16 protein-coding genes and 2 pseudogenes are annotated in these 18,473 nt (G+C 67.8%); 14 read left to right on the top strand and 4 right to left on the bottom strand.

Annotation, left to right across the window (positions count from 1 at the left end; genetic code table 11):
- A pseudogene (locus ACT3S2_RS14990) lies at positions 1 to 386 on the top strand (phenylalanine--tRNA ligase subunit beta); the annotation flags it as partial.
- An 88-nt stretch (positions 387 to 474) separates the two neighbouring features.
- Here the strand turns inward: ACT3S2_RS14990 and ACT3S2_RS14985 are convergent.
- The gene (locus ACT3S2_RS14985; RefSeq protein WP_444554578.1) at positions 475 to 1,056 is read right to left on the bottom strand and encodes a DUF2087 domain-containing protein; all 582 of its coding nucleotides are present in this window, start codon (positions 1,054 to 1,056) and stop codon (positions 475 to 477) included.
- A 20-nt stretch (positions 1,057 to 1,076) separates the two neighbouring features.
- Positions 1,077 to 2,063, bottom strand: coding sequence for a quinone oxidoreductase family protein (locus ACT3S2_RS14980; RefSeq protein WP_444554577.1), 987 nt, complete (start codon positions 2,061 to 2,063; stop codon positions 1,077 to 1,079).
- 136 nt (positions 2,064 to 2,199) lie between these two features.
- Here ACT3S2_RS14980 and argC point away from each other — a divergent pair, with 136 nt between their 5' ends.
- From argC to ACT3S2_RS14950, 6 genes are read left to right on the top strand one after another with little or no spacing between them, the layout of a single operon-like run.
- Positions 2,200 to 3,231 (top strand): N-acetyl-gamma-glutamyl-phosphate reductase, encoded by a 1,032-nt coding sequence (argC, locus tag ACT3S2_RS14975; RefSeq protein ID WP_444561862.1) that lies wholly within the window; start codon positions 2,200 to 2,202, stop codon positions 3,229 to 3,231.
- The gene (gene argJ, locus ACT3S2_RS14970) at positions 3,228 to 4,421 is read left to right on the top strand and encodes a bifunctional glutamate N-acetyltransferase/amino-acid acetyltransferase ArgJ (RefSeq protein ID WP_444561861.1); all 1,194 of its coding nucleotides are present in this window, start codon (positions 3,228 to 3,230) and stop codon (positions 4,419 to 4,421) included. Before argC ends, argJ begins: the two co-directional genes overlap by 4 nt.
- Positions 4,422 to 4,432: 11 nt before the next feature.
- Positions 4,433 to 5,380 (top strand): acetylglutamate kinase, encoded by a 948-nt coding sequence (gene argB / locus ACT3S2_RS14965; RefSeq protein ID WP_444554574.1) that lies wholly within the window; start codon positions 4,433 to 4,435, stop codon positions 5,378 to 5,380.
- 59 nt (positions 5,381 to 5,439) lie between these two features.
- Positions 5,440 to 6,678: an acetylornithine transaminase gene (locus ACT3S2_RS14960; RefSeq protein ID WP_444561863.1), complete on the top strand. Its 1,239-nt coding sequence runs from the start codon at positions 5,440 to 5,442 to the stop codon at positions 6,676 to 6,678.
- Positions 6,679 to 7,656, top strand: coding sequence for an ornithine carbamoyltransferase (gene argF, locus ACT3S2_RS14955; RefSeq protein WP_444554573.1), 978 nt, complete (start codon positions 6,679 to 6,681; stop codon positions 7,654 to 7,656).
- Positions 7,653 to 8,168 carry an arginine repressor gene (locus tag ACT3S2_RS14950; RefSeq protein WP_444554572.1) on the top strand — a complete coding sequence of 172 codons (516 nt, stop codon included), beginning with the start codon at positions 7,653 to 7,655 and terminating at the stop codon, positions 8,166 to 8,168. Before argF ends, ACT3S2_RS14950 begins: the two co-directional genes overlap by 4 nt.
- 61 nt (positions 8,169 to 8,229) lie before the next feature.
- Here the strand turns inward: ACT3S2_RS14950 and ACT3S2_RS14945 are convergent, their stop codons facing one another.
- Positions 8,230 to 8,934, bottom strand: a complete 705-nt coding sequence (locus ACT3S2_RS14945; protein WP_444554571.1) for a hypothetical protein — start codon at positions 8,932 to 8,934, stop codon at positions 8,230 to 8,232.
- A gap of 79 nt (positions 8,935 to 9,013) precedes the next feature.
- Positions 9,014 to 9,454: an ankyrin repeat domain-containing protein gene (locus ACT3S2_RS14940; protein ID WP_444554570.1), complete on the bottom strand. Its 441-nt coding sequence runs from the start codon at positions 9,452 to 9,454 to the stop codon at positions 9,014 to 9,016.
- Positions 9,455 to 9,585: 131 nt separating this feature from the next.
- On the opposite strand from ACT3S2_RS14940, the gene ACT3S2_RS14935 reads away from it, so the two are divergent.
- The 7 genes and pseudogenes from ACT3S2_RS14935 to tyrS all read left to right on the top strand — a co-directional run bounded on the left by ACT3S2_RS14935 (position 9,586) and on the right by tyrS (position 17,962).
- Positions 9,586 to 10,794 carry an argininosuccinate synthase gene (locus ACT3S2_RS14935; RefSeq protein WP_444554569.1) on the top strand — a complete coding sequence of 403 codons (1,209 nt, stop codon included), beginning with the start codon at positions 9,586 to 9,588 and terminating at the stop codon, positions 10,792 to 10,794.
- A gap of 2 nt (positions 10,795 to 10,796) precedes the next feature.
- Positions 10,797 to 12,218, top strand: coding sequence for an argininosuccinate lyase (gene argH / locus ACT3S2_RS14930; RefSeq protein ID WP_444554568.1), 1,422 nt, complete (start codon positions 10,797 to 10,799; stop codon positions 12,216 to 12,218).
- A gap of 63 nt (positions 12,219 to 12,281) precedes the next feature.
- Positions 12,282 to 13,019, top strand: coding sequence for a maleylpyruvate isomerase family mycothiol-dependent enzyme (locus ACT3S2_RS14925; RefSeq protein ID WP_444561860.1), 738 nt, complete (start codon positions 12,282 to 12,284; stop codon positions 13,017 to 13,019).
- The gene (locus ACT3S2_RS14920; protein ID WP_444561859.1) at positions 13,016 to 13,708 is read left to right on the top strand and encodes a DNA-3-methyladenine glycosylase; all 693 of its coding nucleotides are present in this window, start codon (positions 13,016 to 13,018) and stop codon (positions 13,706 to 13,708) included. Before ACT3S2_RS14925 ends, ACT3S2_RS14920 begins: the two co-directional genes overlap by 4 nt.
- Before the next feature lie 18 nt (positions 13,709 to 13,726).
- A pseudogene (locus ACT3S2_RS14915) lies at positions 13,727 to 14,254 on the top strand (adenine phosphoribosyltransferase).
- Between the two features lie 74 nt (positions 14,255 to 14,328).
- Complete coding sequence (locus ACT3S2_RS14910) at positions 14,329 to 16,611, top strand: ATP-binding domain-containing protein (protein ID WP_444554565.1); 2,283 nt, start codon at positions 14,329 to 14,331, stop codon at positions 16,609 to 16,611.
- Between the two features lie 31 nt (positions 16,612 to 16,642).
- Positions 16,643 to 17,962 (top strand): tyrosine--tRNA ligase, encoded by a 1,320-nt coding sequence (gene tyrS / locus ACT3S2_RS14905; RefSeq protein ID WP_444554564.1) that lies wholly within the window; start codon positions 16,643 to 16,645, stop codon positions 17,960 to 17,962.
- The last annotated feature ends 511 nt before the right edge of the window (positions 17,963 to 18,473 follow it).

The following is an 18,473-nucleotide window of genomic DNA, read 5'->3' as shown; positions in this document are numbered from 1 at the left end:
TGCTCGCCTCCTCCGAGCGACCGGCCCGCACGGTGGCGATGGAACTCGATGCCGACACGCTGTTCGCGGCGGCCGCGGACCTGGTCGTCGCCCGGGCCATCTCGACCTACCCCTTGTCCACGCAGGACGTGGCCCTGGTCGTGGATCGCGACGTGGTCGCCGGGGACGTGTTGGAAACCCTGCGCCTGGGAGCGGGGGAACTCCTGGAGGACGTCGCCCTGTTCGACGCATACCAGGGCCCGGGGATCGAGGAAGGCAAGAAATCGTTGGCCTTCGGTTTGCGCTTCCGCGCCGAGGACCGGACGTTGACCGCCGACGAGGCCTCGGCCTCGAGGGCGGCGGCCGTGGCCGCGGCCGCCGAGAAGTTCGGTGCCGTCCAGCGCTGAACCAGCCCGCAGCATGACGACGGGGCCGGAACCTCCCAGCAGGGGTTCCGGCCCCGCCGTCGTCCGGGGGGGACGGCCTCCGGGGGTGTCAGCCCCTGCTGAGAGAATCCTGCCCGGACGGCTCCTGCCCGGTCTGCTCCCCGGCGGCCCGCCGGTAGGCCGATCCATCGAGGGAACGGGTGAGCAGACCCGCGTCCACCAGGTAGCGGCGCAGCGTGACCACATCGGAGGTCAACGCCTCCAACCGGCGGTTCAGCTCACCCTCGGTGAGGACCTCCTCGGGGGCCAGTGCCCGGAGTGCGGCCCAGCCCAGCAGCCGGCGGCGTGGTCCGGGTTTGGCCGGATAGGTGTGGATGCGCCCGTCGTCCACGAAACGGTCCAGGACCTCGTCCCCGGTGGCCCCGGAACGCGTCGGCGTCGGCGTCGAGAGCAGGCTGCGCAGTCCGGCGGCGTCGACCCTCCAATCGCCGTCCGTTCCGGCCAGCACCCCGGAGCCGGCCAGCCGGTCCAGGCCCTTGCTCCGCCGGGCATCCGAAACCACGGTTCCCTCCCGGGCGGCCTCGGCGATGATGACCTCGGCCAGCAGCAGGCGCTGCTCGGCATTGGCCAGGGCCGCCACCACCGGGCGCCACCGCTGGGGGCCCGGTGCCTCGTCGTCGTGCCGTGTCATGTTCCTCCTGCGCATGTGGATCAGGCGTTGGCGTTGCTGGAATCCGGCAGCAGGATCACCTTGCCGGTCGTGGCCCGTGAGGCCAAGGCCGTATGGGCCTGCCCGGCCTGCTCCAGCGGGAACCGGGCGCCGATGGCCACCTTCAGCGTCCCCTCGGCCACCAGGGAGAACATCTCCTGGGCCCGCCACCGGCGCTCGGGGCCGTCCAGGAGGAAATCGGAGAGCTTGGGCCGGGTGACGGTCAACGAACCGTGGGAGTTCAGCCGCTGCAGGTCAAAGGGAGGGACCTGTCCGGAGGCGCCGCCGAAGAGCACCAGGGTGCCGCGGATGCGCAGGGAGGCCAGCGAACCCTCGAAGGTGTCCTTGCCGATGCCGTCGTAGACCACGTCGACGCCGCGGCCGTCGGTGAGCTCCCGCACGCGGTCGGGGACCTCGGCGTAGGAGAGCACGTGGTCGGCTCCGGCGGCCCGGGCCAATTCGGCCTTTTCCTCCGTCGACGTGGTGGTGATGACCGTGGCTCCGCGCAGCTTGAGCAGCTGGATCAGCAGTTGGCCGACCCCGCCGGCGCCGGCATAGGTCAGCACGGTGTCCCCGGGGCCGACCTTGAAGCTGTTGTTGATCAGGTAGTGGGCGGTGAAGCCCTGCAGCGGGAGTGCCCCGGCCACCTCGTCGGAGACCCCCTCGGGGACCGGGAAGGCCTTCTCGGCGTCCACCAGCATGTACTCGGCGTAGCTTCCGGTCCCCTCGGAGGTGGCGACCCGGTCCCCGACGGCATGGTCGGTGACCCCCTCGCCGACGGCCTCCACGGTGCCGGAGCCCTCGGTGCCGGGGACGAACGGGTACTGGACCGGGTAGACCCCCGAACGCTGGTAGGTTTCAATGAAGTTCACTCCCACGGCGGCCAGACGGACCAACAGCTGGCCGGGTCCGGGGGCGGGGCGTTCGACGTCCACCAGTTCGAAGACCTCGGGGCCGCCTGCCTGGGGGATCCGTAGTGCGTGGGGCATGGGAAGACTCCTTCGTTCGTGATGGTCTGCCCAGCCTAGGTGGTCCGGGCGCCGGGTGCTTGGCGGAGGGCGAAGATGACCCCGATGTATGAATAATTATTAGCCATGGTGCATAAGAGCGTTGTAGGCTGGGGCCATGAGTATTTCGGTAGCCGTTTCCGGGGCCAGTGGATATGCCGGCGGAGAGGTCCTGCGCCTGCTGGCGCAGCACCCCGACGTCACGATCGGGGCCATCACCGCCCATAGCAATGCCGGGCAGCGACTGGGCAGCCTGCAACCGCACCTGCATGCGCTCGCCGACCGCATCCTGGTGGACACGACCGCGGAGAACCTCGCCGGGCACGACGTCGTCTTCCTGGCCCTGCCGCACGGGGCCAGCGCCGCCCTGGCCGCCGAGCTGCCCGAAGACACCGTGGTCATCGACGCCGGGGCGGACCACCGGCTCTCCTCGCCCCAGGCCTGGGAGAAGTACTACGGCGGGGAGCACGCAGGACACTGGCCCTACGGATTGCCCGAAATGCCCGGGCACCGCGAGAAGCTGCGCGGGGCCACCCGCATCGCCGTCCCCGGGTGCTACCCGACCTCGGCCCAACTGGCCCTGGTCCCCGGTTTCACCGCGGGTCTGCTGGAGACGGACGACGTCGTCATCATCTCGGCCTCGGGCACCTCGGGGGCCGGCAAATCGATGAAGCCCCACCTGCTGGGCTCCGAGGTCATCGGCGGCATGAGCCCCTACGGGGTGGGCGGGATGCACCGGCACACCCCGGAAATGGAACAGGGGTTCAGCGCCGCGGCCGGCGAACCGGTCACCGTCTCCTTCACCCCGACCCTGGCTCCGATGGCCCGCGGCATCCTGGCCACGGCCACCGCACGGGTCAAACCCGGCGTCGAAGCCGCCGCCCTGCGGGCCGCCTGGGCCACCGCCTACGCGGATGAACCCTTCGTGCACCTGCTGCCCGAAGGCCAGTGGCCCACGACCAAGGCCGTGCAGGCCTCCAACCACGCCCAGCTGCAGCTGGCCTTCGACGACCATGCGGGCCGCGTCATCGTGGTCTGCGCCATCGACAACCTCACCAAGGGGACCGCCGGTGGGGCCGTGCAATCGATGAACCTCTCCCTGGGTCTGCCCGAAACCCGGGGACTCGAAATGGAAGGGATAGCCCCGTGAACCACGCCCCTGAGCACCACACCCCGCAGGGGGTCACCGCCGCCGCGGGATTCCGTGCCGTCGGCATCACCGCCGGCCTGAAGGCCTCGGGCACCCCCGACCTGGCCCTGGTGGTCAATGACGGGCCGGCCAAGAACGCCGCAGCGGTCTTCACCACCAACCGGGTGGCGGCGGCCCCCATCCACTGGTCCCGGAAGGTGATCGCCGACGGCCGGGCCGAGGCGGTGATCCTGAACTCCGGGGGAGCCAATGCCTGCACCGGCGCCGAAGGCCACGCCAACACCCGGGCCACCGCCGAGGCCACCGCCGCCGCGCTCGGCGTCGACGCCGGGGACCTGCTGGTCTGCTCCACGGGGCTGATCGGCGAACAACTACCGATGGACAAGATCACCGCAGGCATCGGCACCGCCTGCGCGGCCCTGGAGGCAGGATCCGGGCCCGACGGCGGGGCCGATGCCGCCACCGCGATCATGACCACCGACTCGGTCCCCAAACAGGCGGGTTTCTCCTGCGCCGGATACGCCATCGGCGGCATGGCCAAGGGGGCCGGCATGCTGGCCCCGGGGCTGGCCACGATGCTGGTGGTCATCACCACCGATGCCGCGCTCGAGGCCCCCGAACTCGATGCCGCCCTGCGCGCCGCCACCCGGGTCAGTTTCGACCGGGCGGATTCCGATGGCTGCATGTCCACCAACGACACGGTCCTGCTGCTGGCCTCCGGGGCCTCGGGAATCCGGCCCGATCTCGCCGAATTCACCGACGGGCTCACCGGGGTGTGCACCGACCTGGCCCATCAGCTCATCGCCGACGCCGAGGGCGCCGCCCACGAAATCAGCATCCGGTCCTTCAACGCCGCCAGCGAGGACGACGCCGAAGAGGTCTCCCGTTCCGTGGCGCGCTCCAACCTGTTCAAGACCGCGATCTTCGGCCAGGACCCCAACTGGGGCCGGGTGCTCTCCGCCGTGGGAACCACCGCCGCCGCCTTCGACCCCGACGAGCTCGACGTCGCCATCAACGGCGTCCAGGTCTGCCGCGCCGGAGGCATCGGCGAAGACCGTTCGCTCGTGGACCTGACCGGCCGGAAGGTGCTGGTGGAGATCGATCTGCATGCCGGCGAGGCCGAGGCGACGATCTGGACCAACGACCTCACCCACGACTACGTCCACGAGAACTCCGCCTACTCCAGCTAGGATCGCCGCGCATGAACACCGACACCCCGAACGGCCCCGAGGGCACACTGACCGGCGACGCCTGGGACACAGCCCACCGCAAGGCCGAGGCGTTGATCGAGGCACTGCCCTGGATCCAGCACTTCGCCGGCAGCACGATGGTCATCAAATACGGCGGGAACGCCATGGTCAACGACGAGCTGCGCCGGGCCTTCGCCGAAGACATCGTCTTCCTGCACCATGCCGGCATCCACCCCGTCGTCGTCCACGGGGGCGGGCCGCAGATCAGCTCGATGCTCGAACGACTGGGCATCGACTCCGAATTCCGCGGCGGACTGCGGGTGACCACCCCCGAGGCCATGGACGTGGTGCGCATGGTGCTGACCGGGCAGGTCGGCCGCGAACTGGTCGGGCTGGTCAACTCCCACGGCCCCTACGCCGTCGGACTCTCCGGGGAGGACGGCGGCCTGCTGCAGGCCGTCCGGACCGGGACCGTCATCGACGGGGAATCGGTGGACCTGGGGCTGGTCGGGGAGGTGACCGGGGTCGAACCGCGCGCCCTGGTCGACCTGCTCGGCGCCGGCCGCATCCCGGTGATCTCCACCATCGCCCCCGAGGTCGACGACGACGGCGAACCCACCGGGCAGGTCCTCAACGTCAACGCCGATACCGCCGCCGCCGCAGTGGCCTCGGCCCTGGGAGCCTCCAAGCTGGTCATCCTCACCGACGTGGAGGGCCTCTACTCGGACTGGCCCGACCGGTCCTCATTGGTCTCCTCGCTGACCGTGGCGGAATTGCGCCGGATGATGCCGCGTCTGGAATCGGGCATGATCCCCAAGATGGAGGCCTGCCTGAAGGCGGTCGATGACGGCGTCGAACGCGCCCATATCGTTGATGGACGCCAACCCCATTCGATGCTGTTGGAGGTCTTCACCTCGGCAGGCGTCGGCACCCAGGTCGTTCCCGAGGAGGAACCGTGAGCCAGAACCCCCAGAAATCCAGCCCGAAGCGGACCTCCGGGCGCCACACGGCCTCCCCGCTGGGGCAGACCGGTGAACTGGAGGCCCTGCAGGGGCTGGCCTCCACCGAACTGACCGACCGCTACAACGCCTCGCTGATGGGGGTGTTCGGGACACCCCAGCGGGTCCTGGTGCGCGGATCCGGTTGCGTGGTCTGGGATGCCGACGGGCGTGAATACCTCGATCTGCTCGGGGGCATCGCCGTCAACGCCCTGGGCCATGCCCACCCGTTCCTCACCTCGGTGGTCTCCAGCCAGCTGGCCACCCTGGGACACGTGTCGAACTTCTTCACCAGTCCCACCCAGATCGCCCTGGCGGAAAAACTACTCTCCCTCGCCCGGGCCCCCCACGGGTCGAAGGTCTTCTTCGCCAACTCGGGGACCGAGGCCAACGAGGCGGCCTTCAAACTGGCCCGGCGTAACGACGGGGCGGGCAGCGGAACCGCCAGGACGCGGATCATCGCCCTGGAGAACGCCTTCCACGGCCGCTCCATGGGCGCGCTGGCACTGACCTGGAAGCAGGCTTACCGCGAGCCCTTCGAACCGTTGCCCGGCGGGGTGGAATGGGTGCCGGCCGGAGACGCGGCGGCTCTGCGGGCCGCCGTGGATGAGACCGTGGCCGCGGTCTTCATCGAACCCGTCCAGGGCGAGGCCGGAGTCCGCGGATACCCCGAGGGCTACCTGCAGGCGGCCAGGAGGATCACCGAGGAGGCCGGGGCCCTGCTCATCATCGACGAGGTCCAGACCGGCATCGGGCGGACCGGGGCCTGGTTCGCCTCGGAGGAGATCATCCCCGACGCGATCACCCTGGCCAAGGGGCTGGGCGGCGGATTCCCGATCGGGGCGCTGATCACCTTCGGCGAGCCCGTTTCCTCCTTGTTGGGTCCGGGCCAACACGGCACCACCTTCGGCGGGAACCCCGCAGCCACGGCGTCCGCGCTGGCGACCTTGCACGTCCTGGAAGGCCAGGACGTGCTGGCCCACGTCCGCGACACCTCGGCCGCCCTGGCCGAGGCCCTGCAGGAGCTGGACTGCGTCACCGCGGTGCGAGCCCACGGTCTGCTGGTGGGCTTCGATCTGGCCACCGAGGTGGCTCCCGCCGTCGTGCGGGCAGGACTCGAGGCGGGGTTCATCATCAACTCCACCGGCCCGGCCACGCTGCGGCTGGCCCCGCCGTTGATCATCACCATGGAACAGCTCAGGGGCTTCGTCGACGCCCTGCCCGGGCTCTACGCCACCGCCATCGCACAGGAGAACTAAGTGAGCACCGCAACCATTCGTCATTTCCTGGTCGATACCGACCTCACCCAGGCCGAACAGACCGAGGTCCTGGACCTGGCCGCGGCCATGAAGGCCGACCGGTACGGATACCACCCCTATGCCGGACCGCAAACCGTTGCCGTCTTCTTCGACAAGACCTCCACCCGGACCAGGGTCTCCTTTGCCGCAGGGGTTGCCGAACTCGGTGGCCAGCCGCTGATCATCAACCCCGGTGAATCCCAATTGGGCCATAAGGAATCGATCGCCGACTCGGCGCGGGTGCTCGGGCGCATGGTCTCCACGATCGTCTGGCGCACCTACGCCCAAGCGGGGCTGGAGGAGATGGCAACCCATAGCCGGGTGCCGGTGATCAACTCGCTCTCCGACGAATACCACCCCTGCCAGCTGCTGGCCGATCTGCTGACCGTCCGCGAGCATAAGGGAAAGCTAGCGGGACTCTCCATGGCCTACCTCGGTGATGCGGCGAACAACATGGCCAACTCCTATCTGCTGGCCGGGGTGACCGCGGGGATGCACGTACGCATCGCCGGGCCCGCAGGCCATCTGCCCGACGAGGCGGTGGTCGCCGCGGCCCGGGACCGTGGAGCCGAAACCGGGGGGACGGTGACGATCACCAGCGACCCGTCCGAGGCGCTCTCCGGTGTCGACGTCGTGGCCACCGACACCTGGGTCTCCATGGGGCAGGAAGACGAGAAGGCCGAACGCGTGAAGCTCTTCGGCCGCTACCGGGTCGACGAGGCCGCGATGGCGTTGGCGGCACCCGAGGCGATCGTGCTGCACTGCCTGCCGGCCTACCGCGAATACGAGATCGCGGCCGAGGTCATCGACGGCGACCAATCGGTGGTGTGGGACGAGGCGGAAAACCGGTTGCATGCGCAGAAGGCCCTGATGGCCTGGCTGATGGCCTCCTCGGGGCTGGCAGCAGCCCCGAGCCTCGAGGAGGGGGCGCGACGATGAGCCTGCAGCCGGGGGTCCAGCCCACCACGAAAATTGCCCGTCAAGCGCGGATCAAGGCCATCCTCGGGGCGGGGTCGGTCAGGTCCCAGGCCGAACTGGCGGCGCTGCTGGCGGCCGACGGCGTCCAGGTCACCCAGGCCACCTTGTCCCGTGACCTGGTGGAACTGGGGGCGATCAGGGTCCGCGGGGTGGAAGGCGGGCTCGTCTACGCCTTGCGCTCCGAAGGAGGGGACCGGTCGCCGCAGACCGGTGTCACCCAGGAAGTCCTCGATGCGCGGCTGGCGAAGCTCTCCGCCGAGTTGATCGTCACCGCCGAGGCCTCGGCGAACATCGTCATCCTGCGCACCCCTCCGGGGGCGGCGAACTTCCTGGCCTTGTCGATCGACCATTCGATCATGCCCGATGTGCTGGGCACGATCGCGGGGGACGACACCGTCATGTTGATAACGCGCGACCCCCAGGGCGGCGAGGAGATCGCCGCCCGTTTCCTGGAGCTGGCCAACACGCAGTAACGCCCACCCCGGGCCGGTCATGTGCTGACCGGCCCGGGGTGGGCGGGGAGGCTCCGACGTCCTAGAGCCCCGGGATGCTCATGGTCTCGTCCTTGGACGGGGCCTCATGCTCGTCGACGTCGTTCCAATCGCTGAACGTCACGGCTCCGCCGTCGTCGGAATCCTTCTCATCCGAGAAGCCCTCGACCTTCAGCAGGTAGGGCTCCCCTTCCGAGGCAACCCAGAAGGCCTTGTCCCCGTTGGCGTACTTATACGCCTCCTGGCCGTCGACTTCCTCGACCGACTTATCCGTGTACTCCTCCAGGTCGCTGTCCTCCGGGCCTTCCTCGAGCAGTGAATCGAGCATGGACCCGACCGAGAACTCATTGAACTCCTCGGGGTCGGCGACGGAAATCCACTTGTCCCCGGCCAGGCTGGAGAGCATTTCTCCGGCACCCTCGCCGGCGTTCTCGTTCCAGAAGTCCTTATTGGCCTTGAGGTAGGCGGTCTCGTCGACGGTCAGGATGGTCACTTTGCCCTGGTCCTGGGTGGCCTTGGCCAAGGAGTTGGATCCGTCACGGGTGCCGGAGATGTCGATGGACAGGTCCTTGCCGTCCTGGACGACGTCACCGTTGATGGCGACGCTCTCGGCGTTCTTCACGGCCTCGGTGGTCTTCGGGAAGATCTCCGACGCGTCGGGGACCGAACTCCCGCAACTGGACAGCCCCAGCAGCAGGATGGCTGCGGCAGGGACGATGAGGGCAGGGTTCCTACGGGATTTCAACAACAGGTATTTCCTCCGGTGCGAATGGATGCGGGTAGGCGCGGTTCGCCGCGCCGTCATCCATCGTAGGAGAAGTGCTGCCTCAGCGCTGGTCTGACCCGCCCGAGGGCGAATGCTTCTCGAGCACTTCGCGCATGGCGGGCAGTTCGAACATCTCGGTCACGGCCCAGGCGTTCTGGGGGCCCAGTTTCGGGTCAGCGCCGGACTCCAGCAGGAAGCGGGTGAGGTCGGCATTCTGTCGGAACACCGCGCAGGTCAACGCCGATTGGCCCTTGTCGTTGAGCCGGTCCACGGTGGCGCCGAGTTCGACCAGGCCGCGCACCAGGTCGTTATGCCCGTTGTAGGCGGCAAGGATCAGCAGGGTGTCGCCCTTGGGGTTCGTCAAGTCAACGGGCAGGCCCTCCCCGATGAGGGCCAACAGCTTCGCCGCTTCCCCTTGACGGGCAAGGTCGAAGGTGGAATGAAGGAAGGCAAGTTCTTCGTCGCTGAGTTCTGGCACTGGCTGGTTGGCGGGCTCTGTCATGCCCACCAGCCTACCGCCAGCCGGTGGGGGCTGCATTGCATCGCGTGCATAATTATGTAGACTTGTGAATAAGAACAGATCTTGATCGGCGCGGACCACGTGTCGAACCCCATTCCCAGAGGAGAAACCCCGTGAAGGAACGCATTGTCCTGGCCTACTCCGGCGGCCTGGATACGTCCGTGGCCATCGGTTGGATCGCTGAAGCCACCGGTGCCGAGGTCATCGCCGTCGCGGTCGACGTGGGCCAAGGCGGCGAATCCCTGGAAACGGTGCGTGAACGCGCCCTGGGCTGCGGCGCGGTCGAGGCCTACGTGGCCGACGCCCGCGACGAGTTCGCCAACGAATACTGCATGCCCACGCTGCAGACCGGGGCCCTCTACCAGGACCACTACCCGCTGATTTCCGCGATCTCCCGCCCGGTGATCGTCAAGCACCTGGTCACCGCCGCCAAGCAGTTCGGGGCCACCACCGTGGCCCATGGCTGCACCGGCAAGGGCAACGACCAGGTCCGCTTCGAGGTCGGCATCCAGACCATCGGCCCCGAACTGAAGTGCATCGCCCCGGTCCGTGACCTGGCGCTGACCCGCGACAAGGCGATCGAATACGCGGAGAAGAACGACCTGCCCATCGAAACGACCAAGAACAACCCGTTCTCGATCGACCAGAACGTCTGGGGCCGCGCGGTAGAAACCGGCTTCCTCGAGGACATCTGGAACGCCCCGACCAAGGACGTGTACAGCTACACCGATTCCCCCGAGTTCCCCCCGGCACCCGACGAGGTGACCATCTCCTTCCGCCAGGGCATCCCGGTGGCCATCGACGGGGTGGCCGTGACCCCGCTGGAGGCCATCGAGCAGATGAACCGCCGCGCCGGCGCCCAGGGGATCGGCCGCATCGACATCGTCGAGGACCGCCTGGTGGGCATCAAATCCCGAGAGATCTACGAGGCCCCGGGCCCGATGGCGCTGATGGAAGCTCATAAGCACCTGGAGAACATCACGCTCGAACGCGAGCAGGCACGCTTCAAGGCGACGGTCTCCCAACGCTGGAGCGAATTGGTCTACGACGGCCAGTGGTTCTCCCCGCTGAAGCGTTCGCTGGACACCTTCGTGGCCGACACCCAGCGCCACGTCAACGGAGACATCCGCATGGTCATGCATGGTGGCCGTGCCGTCGTGGAGGGACGCCGCTCGGAGACCGGGCTGTACCGCTTCGATCTGGCCACCTACGACACCGGGGACACCTTCGACCAGTCCAGCGCCCGCGGCTTCATCGACATCTTCGGACTCTCGGCCAAGGTTGCCACGGAGCGCGACGAGCGCGTGGCCGAGGGCAAGTAGGCATGACCCAGGCACATGGCACCAACGAAGGAGCCCTGTGGGGCGGCCGGTTCTCCGGCGGCCCCGCGGACGCCCTGGCCGCACTGAGCAAATCCACGGATTTCGACTGGCGGCTGGCCCGCTACGACATCGCCGGATCCCGGGCCCATGCCCGGGTCCTGCACACCGCGGGGCTGCTGGACGAGAACGAACTGCAGGGCATGATCGAGGCCCTGGACCAGCTGGAATCAGATGTCACCGACGGCAGCTACGTCGCCGCGGAATCGGATGAGGACGTCCATGGTTCGCTCGAACGCGGGCTGATCGAACGGGCCGGACCGACGCTGGGCGGCAAGCTGCGCGCCGGACGCTCACGCAACGACCAGATCGCCACGCTGGGGCGGATGTTCCTGCGCGACCATGCCCGGGTCATCGCCCGGGGCGTGCTGGCGACCATCGAGGCGCTGATCGAGCAGGCCGAGGCCCACCCCGGGGCCGCGATGCCCGGGCGCACCCATCTGCAGCACGCCCAACCCGTGCTGCTGGGCCACCACCTGCTGGCCCACGCCTGGGCACTGCTACGTGATCTCCAGCGTCTGGCCGACTGGGACCGCCGGGCCGCGGTGTCCCCGTACGGTTCCGGGGCACTGGCCGGCTCATCACTGGGACTGGATCCGAACGCCGTCGCCGCGGAACTGGGCTTCGATTCGGCCAGCTGGAACTCCATCGACGGAACGGCAGGCCGGGATGTCTTCGCCGAGTATTCGTGGGTCGCCGCGATGATCGGGGTGGACCTGTCCCGGATCTCCGAGGAGGTCATCCTCTGGGCGACCAAGGAATTCTCCTTCGTCACCTTGCATGATTCCTACTCCACGGGCTCCTCGATCATGCCGCAGAAGAAGAACCCCGACGTCGCCGAACTGGCCCGCGGCAAAGCGGGACGACTCATCGGCGACCTGACCGGGTTGCTGGCCACGCTCAAGGGGCTTCCGCTGGCCTACAACCGGGATCTCCAGGAGGACAAGGAACCGGTGTTCGATGCCACCGACACCCTGGAACTGCTGCTTCCCGCGGTATCGGGAATGATCGCCACGCTCGATTTCAACACCGAACGGATGGCCGACCTGGCCCCCCAGGGCTTCGCGCTGGCCACCGATATCGCCGAATGGCTGGTCCGCCAGGGGGTTCCCTTCCGGGATGCCCACGAGCTCTCCGGCTCGGCCGTCCGGGTGGCGGAAGCACGGGGGGTGGAACTGTGGGATCTGACCGACGAGGAATTCGCCGCGATCTCACCGGAACTGACCCCCGCGGTCCGCGAGGTCCTCAGCACCGCCGGGTCGCTGGCCTCACGTTCCTCGCAGGGAGGCACGGCCCCCGCCGCCGTCGCCGCCCAGCTGGCCGCACTGAAGGAGCAGCTGGGGGACCTGCGCGACTTCGCGGCCTGAAGCGCAGCACCGGCAGGGCCCACCGCCGTCGTCCAGCGCGGACGACGGCGGTAGGCTGCTGCCATGACACAGCTTTCCACCGCGTCACTGGCCGATGCCGTCCAGGATGCCGCCGCCCGCGCCCGGGCCGCGATCGAGGCGCTACCACCCGGGGAATTCGCCGCACCATCGAGCCTGCCAGGGTGGAGCAAAGCCCATGTGCTGGCCCACCTCGACGGGGTCGCCCGCGCCCTGGCGCGGCAGCTGGCCCATGCCGCCCGGGGTGAACGCATCGAGTTCTACGACGGCGGCCAGGAAGGCCGCAACGAACGGATCGAACTCGGGGCCCTGCAACAGCCATCCGCCCTGGTTGCCCGCACACTGCAGGGACTGGACCTGCTGGACGAATCGATCACGGACATCCCGGCCGACGGCTGGGGCAGGACCACGAGCTTCCGGGGTGAAGGAACCGTGGGCGATTGCGTGGAGGCCGCCTGGCGGGAAGTGCTCATCCACGCCACCGACCTGGGCACCACCGTTTCGCTGGCCGACTGGCCCGCGGAATTCTCGGCCCACCTCTTCGACTTCCTGGCCCCGCGGGTCCCCTCCGACTACCGGCTGGTCCTGCAACCCACCGGGGGCCAGCCGGTGACCCTCGGCGCGGGCCCCACCGGGTACGTGGTCACCGGCATGGAATTCGATCTGGCCGGCTGGCTTGCCGGACGCGACCCCTCCGGCCCCGTCAGGGCGACCGCCGCGGCCGACGGCGCGGACCTGCCCGAGCTGCTGCCCTGGCCCTCGGGACCGGCCGTCGCGCAATGAGCGGGACGGATCCCCAACTCACCCGGACGGCGATCGAGGTCGCGCCGTTGCTGCTGGGATGCGTCCTGACGGTCGAACGCGAGGGCCATCAGGTGGGGGTGCGGATCACCGAGGTCGAAGCCTACGAGGGTGCGGAGGACCCCGGGTCCCACGCCTACCGGGGACGCACGGCACGCAACGACTCGCTCTTCGGGCCCCCCGGAACCCTGTACTGCTACTTCACCTATGGGATGCACCATTGCGCGAACGTCGTGTGCGGAACCGAAGGAAGGGCCTCAGCGGTCCTGCTGCGGGGAGGGGAGATCATCGGGGGTGCCGACACGGCCAGGGCGCGACGACGCAATCCACGGCGTGAACGGGATCTGGCCAACGGGCCCGCCAAACTCGCCCAGGCCGTGGGCCTGGACCTGAGCTGCAACGGACTGGAACTGATCACCGGGGTGGACGTGACGGACGCTCCGCAGCGGGCGGCGAAGGAGACCGCGCTGGCCGCGACCCTGTCCCGGCTCCCCGCCACCGCACCCCCGGGGGTGCGCTCCGGCCCCCGGGTCGGGGTGGCAGGACCCGGGGGCAGCAATGCCTACCACTGGCGGTTCTGGCTCGAGGAGGAGCCGACCGTCTCGGCCTATCGTGCCGCCAAGCCCCGTCACGGGAGGAAACCGGCAGGAACCCCGGGACATGGGGACTAGAGTGGATGCGTGCAATCCATGACCGAAACCATGCCCGAGCTCCTGGATCGCCTCTGTGCGATCGTTCCCGACTATCCGCAACCGGGGGTCTCCTTCAAGGACCTGACCCCCGCATTCGCCGACGCCGACGGATTGCGCCGGATGATCGATGAGATCATCGCCCCCTTCGCCGGGACGTTCGACGTCGTCGCCGGAGTCGAGGCACGGGGCTTCGTCCTGGCCGCGGCTGCGGCCTACGCCAGCGGCACCGGGATGGTGACCATCCGCAAGAAGGGCAAGCTGCCCCGGCCGGTCCACGCGGAGCAGTACACCCTTGAATACGGCACGGCCACGCTCGAGTTGCACCGTGACGACATCAAGCCCGGAACCCGGGTCCTGCTGTAGGATGATGTCCTGGCCACCGGAGGGACCATCACCTCCGCCGCCGCCCTGTTGAGCCGGGCCCAGGCGGAGATCGTCGGCATCGGGGTCGTCCTCGAGCTCGCGGAGCTCCGTGGCCGGGAACGACTGCAGGATTACCCGGTGAAGGCCCTGCAACTGGTGTGACGGAGGTTGTGAGCCCGCCGGGCACCAAACCGGTAGACTGATCCGTCCGCCATTTCGCACCAGGAGGAAAGTACATGCCGCAGTCACCCTCGCCCGCACCTGAACTGGAGCGCGAGCGGGCATATGTCGAGCGCCTGTACCGTCGCCTCGATGCCCTGCGTGAGGAGAAGACCGCGCAACTGGCCCGGGTCCGCCGCGATGGAGCGGTCGGTTCCCTGCAGAACATCTCCGAACGCGACTCCTTCGCGAACCTCTACGAGGACCGGCTGGCCCAGCTGAATGCCGTGGAGGACCGGTTGGTCTTCGGTCGACTGGACCTCGAAACCGCCGGGGACGATGGAGAAGCCACCAGCCACTACATCGGGCGCATCGGCATGACCGATGAGGACCAGACCCGGTTGATGGTTGATTGGCGTGCCCCGGAGGCCGGGGCCTTCTACCAGGCCACCGCCTTCGAACGCCAGGGGGTCCGCCGCCGGCGCCATCTGATCCTGAAGGGCCGCAACGTGGTCGCCCTCGAAGACGACGTGCTGGATCCGGAACTCCTCAACGAAGGGGTCTCGCACCAGGGGGAGGGGGCGCTGCTTGCTGCCCTGACCAGCCGACGCACCGGACACATGACGGATATCGTCAGCACCATCCAGGCGGAGCAGGACCGGATCATCCGTGCCCCGCTGGCCGGCGTACTGGTCGTCCAGGGCGGTCCCGGGACCGGAAAGACCGCGGTGGCGCTCCACCGGGCGGCCTATCTGCTCTATGAACACCGGGAACGACTGAAGACCGCCGGCGTCCTGCTGGTCGGCCCCTCCACGGCCTTCATGCGCTATATCGAACGCGTCCTGCCCTCCCTGGGCGAGACCGGAGTCGTGACGTCCTCCGTGGGCCAGCTCCTGCCGGGGATCAATGCCATTCCCGAGCCCGGACGCGAAGCCGCCCGGATCAAGGGTGGGCTGGGAATGGCCGAGGTGGTGGCCCGGGCCGTGGAGCATCGCCAGAGGGTTCCCGCGGGGCCACGCAGGGTCATGGTGGAAGGCACCCCGTTGACGGTCACCCCACGACAGGTCAAACGGGCCGGCGACAAGGCACGGGCGACGGGCAAACCGTATAACGAGGCCCGCGCGACCTTCGTGAAGGTCATGCTGCGCGAGCTGGCCGACCAGTTGAAGGAGAAGCTCGAGGAATCCTCCGGTGCGGGCAATGCGGCCGACCGTTCCTATCTGATCGAAGACGTCCGGGCCTCCCGGGATGTGCGCATCACCTTGAACCTGTGCTGGCTGCCGATGGGTCCCGAACAGTTGATCTCGGATCTGTATGCCAAGCCAGAGGTCCTCGAAGCGGTGGCTCCCGAGCTGAGCTACGCCGAACGCCGTACCCTGCAACGTGGCCGGGACGAGCCATGGACCGAGGCGGATGTCCCCCTGCTCGACGAGGCCGCCGAACTCCTCGGTGCCTTCGACGCGACGGTCGGGCGTGAACAAGCCCTGGCGGAAGCCAACCGCAAACGCGATCTGGCCAATGCCGAACAGGCGTTGAAGAACGTCAGCGCCTCACTGGAGGAGATCGGCATCGACGGGTCCGTCAGCGCCGAACAGCTGGCCGACCTGAACGAGGAGACCGGACCCCGGCTGACGGCTGCCGAACGCGCGGCCACCGACCGCAACTGGGCCTACGGACATGTCGTGATCGACGAGGCCCAGGAGCTCTCTCCCATGCAGTGGCGCTTGCTGGTGCGTCGTTGCCCCTTGAAGTCCTTCACCGTCGTCGGCGATATCGCCCAGGCCAGTTCGGCCGCGAGCGTGGGCAGCTGGGCCGCGGCCATGAAACCATTCGTCGGTCGTCGTTTCGAGTTGGAGGAGCTGACGGTGAACTACCGCACGCCGGTCCAGATCGCCGAAGCTGCCGCCCGGATGGCCCAGGAAGCGGGCCTGCAGGTCTCGACGCCCAAGGCGGTGCGCGAAGGGGACTGGCCCCCGGTGATCAACCGGGTCGAGCCCGGGGAGGTCCTGGGAGCGACGCTGAGGGCTTTGCCGCGGGAGATCGGGATCGCCGACGGGGGACTGGTTGCAGTCATTGCCCCCGCACAACGACTCGATCAGGTACGCACCGCGGTCGCAGGCGAATACGGGCGTCGCGTCGGGGGCGGGTCGGGCGCCCTGGACCAGGACATCGTGGTGACCACGGCCAAGCTGGCCAAGGGCCTGGAATTCGACGTCGTGGTGGTGCTGGAGCCGCAGGAAATCGTCGAGGAGGCCGAAGGAACCGTCGGTGACTTGTATGTCGCGATGACCCGGGCCACCCAACGTCTGCTGGTCATCGCCAGTGGCAACATTCCGGCGGGAATGGAGCCGGACGCCTGATCCCCGCGGTGTAGCTGCTAGATTTGACCTCGTGTCAGTAAGTGAATTGAATCCCGCCATTGCGGGACAGCAGAATGATCCGTCCTTCCCCAACATCTGGCAGGAGCTGAAGTGGCGTGGCCTGGTCCACGTTTCCACGGAGGAATCCGGTCTGGAGCAAATGCTCGCGGGGGAGCCGATCACGTATTACTGCGGATTCGATCCCACGGCGCCCTCATTGCACCTGGGGAACCTGGTCCAGCTGTTGAACATGCGCCGTCTCCAGCTGGCGGGTCACCACCCGCTGGGCCTGGTGGGCGGTTCCACCGGCCTGATCGGTGATCCCCGGCAGAGCGCCGAACGGGTTCTGAACACCAAGGAGACCGTCAACGAATGGGTTGGCCGTCTGCAACGCCAGGTCAGCTGGTTCCTGTCCACCGAGGGAACGAACGCGATGCAGATCGTGAACAACCTGGACTGGACGGGCCCCCTCAGCGCCATCGACTTCCTGCGTGAGGTGGGTAAACACTTCCGGGTGGGGACGATGGTCAAGAAGGACACCGTTGCGTCACGCCTGAACAGTGACGAGGGAATCAGCTACACGGAATTCAGCTACCAGATCCTGCAGGGCATGGACTACCTGGAGCTCTACCGCGACTACGGCTGCCGTCTGCAGACCGGCGGTTCCGACCAGTGGGGCAACCTGACCAGCGGCACGGAACTGATCCGCAAGGTCGAAGGCACCACGGTCCATGCCTTCGGAACCCCGCTGATCACCAACTCCGACGGAAGCAAGTTCGGCAAAAGTGAAGGCAACGCCATCTGGCTCGATGCCGAGATGTGCAGCCCATATGCCTTTTACCAGTTTTGGCTCAACACCGCGGACGTCGATGTGGTTGATCGCTTCAAGATCTTCACCTTCCGCACGCGCGAAGAAATCGAAGCCATCGGACAAGAGGTGGCGGACCGTCCCTTCGCCCGGGCGGGGCAACGCCAGTTGGCCTACGACGTCACGTCGTTGGTCCACGGGGTGGACGCCACCGAAAAGGTCATCGCAGCCTCGGCGGCAATGTTCGGCCAAGGGGCGCTCGCCGAGTTGGACGAGGAGCTCCTGGTGGCAGCCACTGCGGAACTGCCCAGTGCGAAGGTGGCACCGGATTCCTTGGGAATCGTCGAGCTGCTGGTGGCGACCGGACTCTCCGAATCCAAGTCGGCCGCTCGTCGGACCGTGGGCGAGGGCGGTGCCTACGTCAACAACGTCAAGTTCTCAGATGTCGACGCGGTCATCGACCCATCGACCCTGTTGCATGGCCGCTATGTCCTGGTGCGCCGTGGCAAGAAGAACCTGGCAATGGTCGAAGTCGGCTCCTAGAGACCAGGGCAGCGGCGCGTCCTGGACGCGCCGCCATTCCAGAAGGACCAGAGGCCGGTCGGCCCCGAGACGTGAATCACGTCGGGGCCGACCGGCCTTTTTCGCGTCCGGAGAGGGGCCGGCTGCCGGGCCGGCCAGCAAGGAAGCCCGGAATTCCGGGGAACCGGGGGTGATCGAGGGCGGAAGGTGTGCAGGGACCTGCCGATTTGCAGCCACCGGTCAGCACGTGTAATGTTTTCTCTTGTCGCCGCCGCTCCTGCAGCGGACAAAGGAAGCGAAAGTTTCCAGGGAAAGCGACCAAACCCCTTTCAAATATCCAGGTATTCCGGACGTCATTTGCACGCCCTGAAACATGGAAATGGAAGCGGGGGGAGGCCAAATGGTCGAAATCAAAGCGATAAAGTCGATTTGACAACGATCAAACGGACTAATAAATTAGATATGTAGCAGCGAGAGAAAAGCAAAAAGAATACGAATTCTTTACTTCGTAATTTGCTCGGAATCGTTAGCG

It is taken from the genome of Arthrobacter sp. AOP36-A1-22, assembly GCF_052377615.1.
GTDB lineage: Bacteria > Actinomycetota > Actinomycetes > Actinomycetales > Micrococcaceae > Arthrobacter_H.
This window is presented reverse-complemented; position numbering and strand designations above follow the sequence as displayed.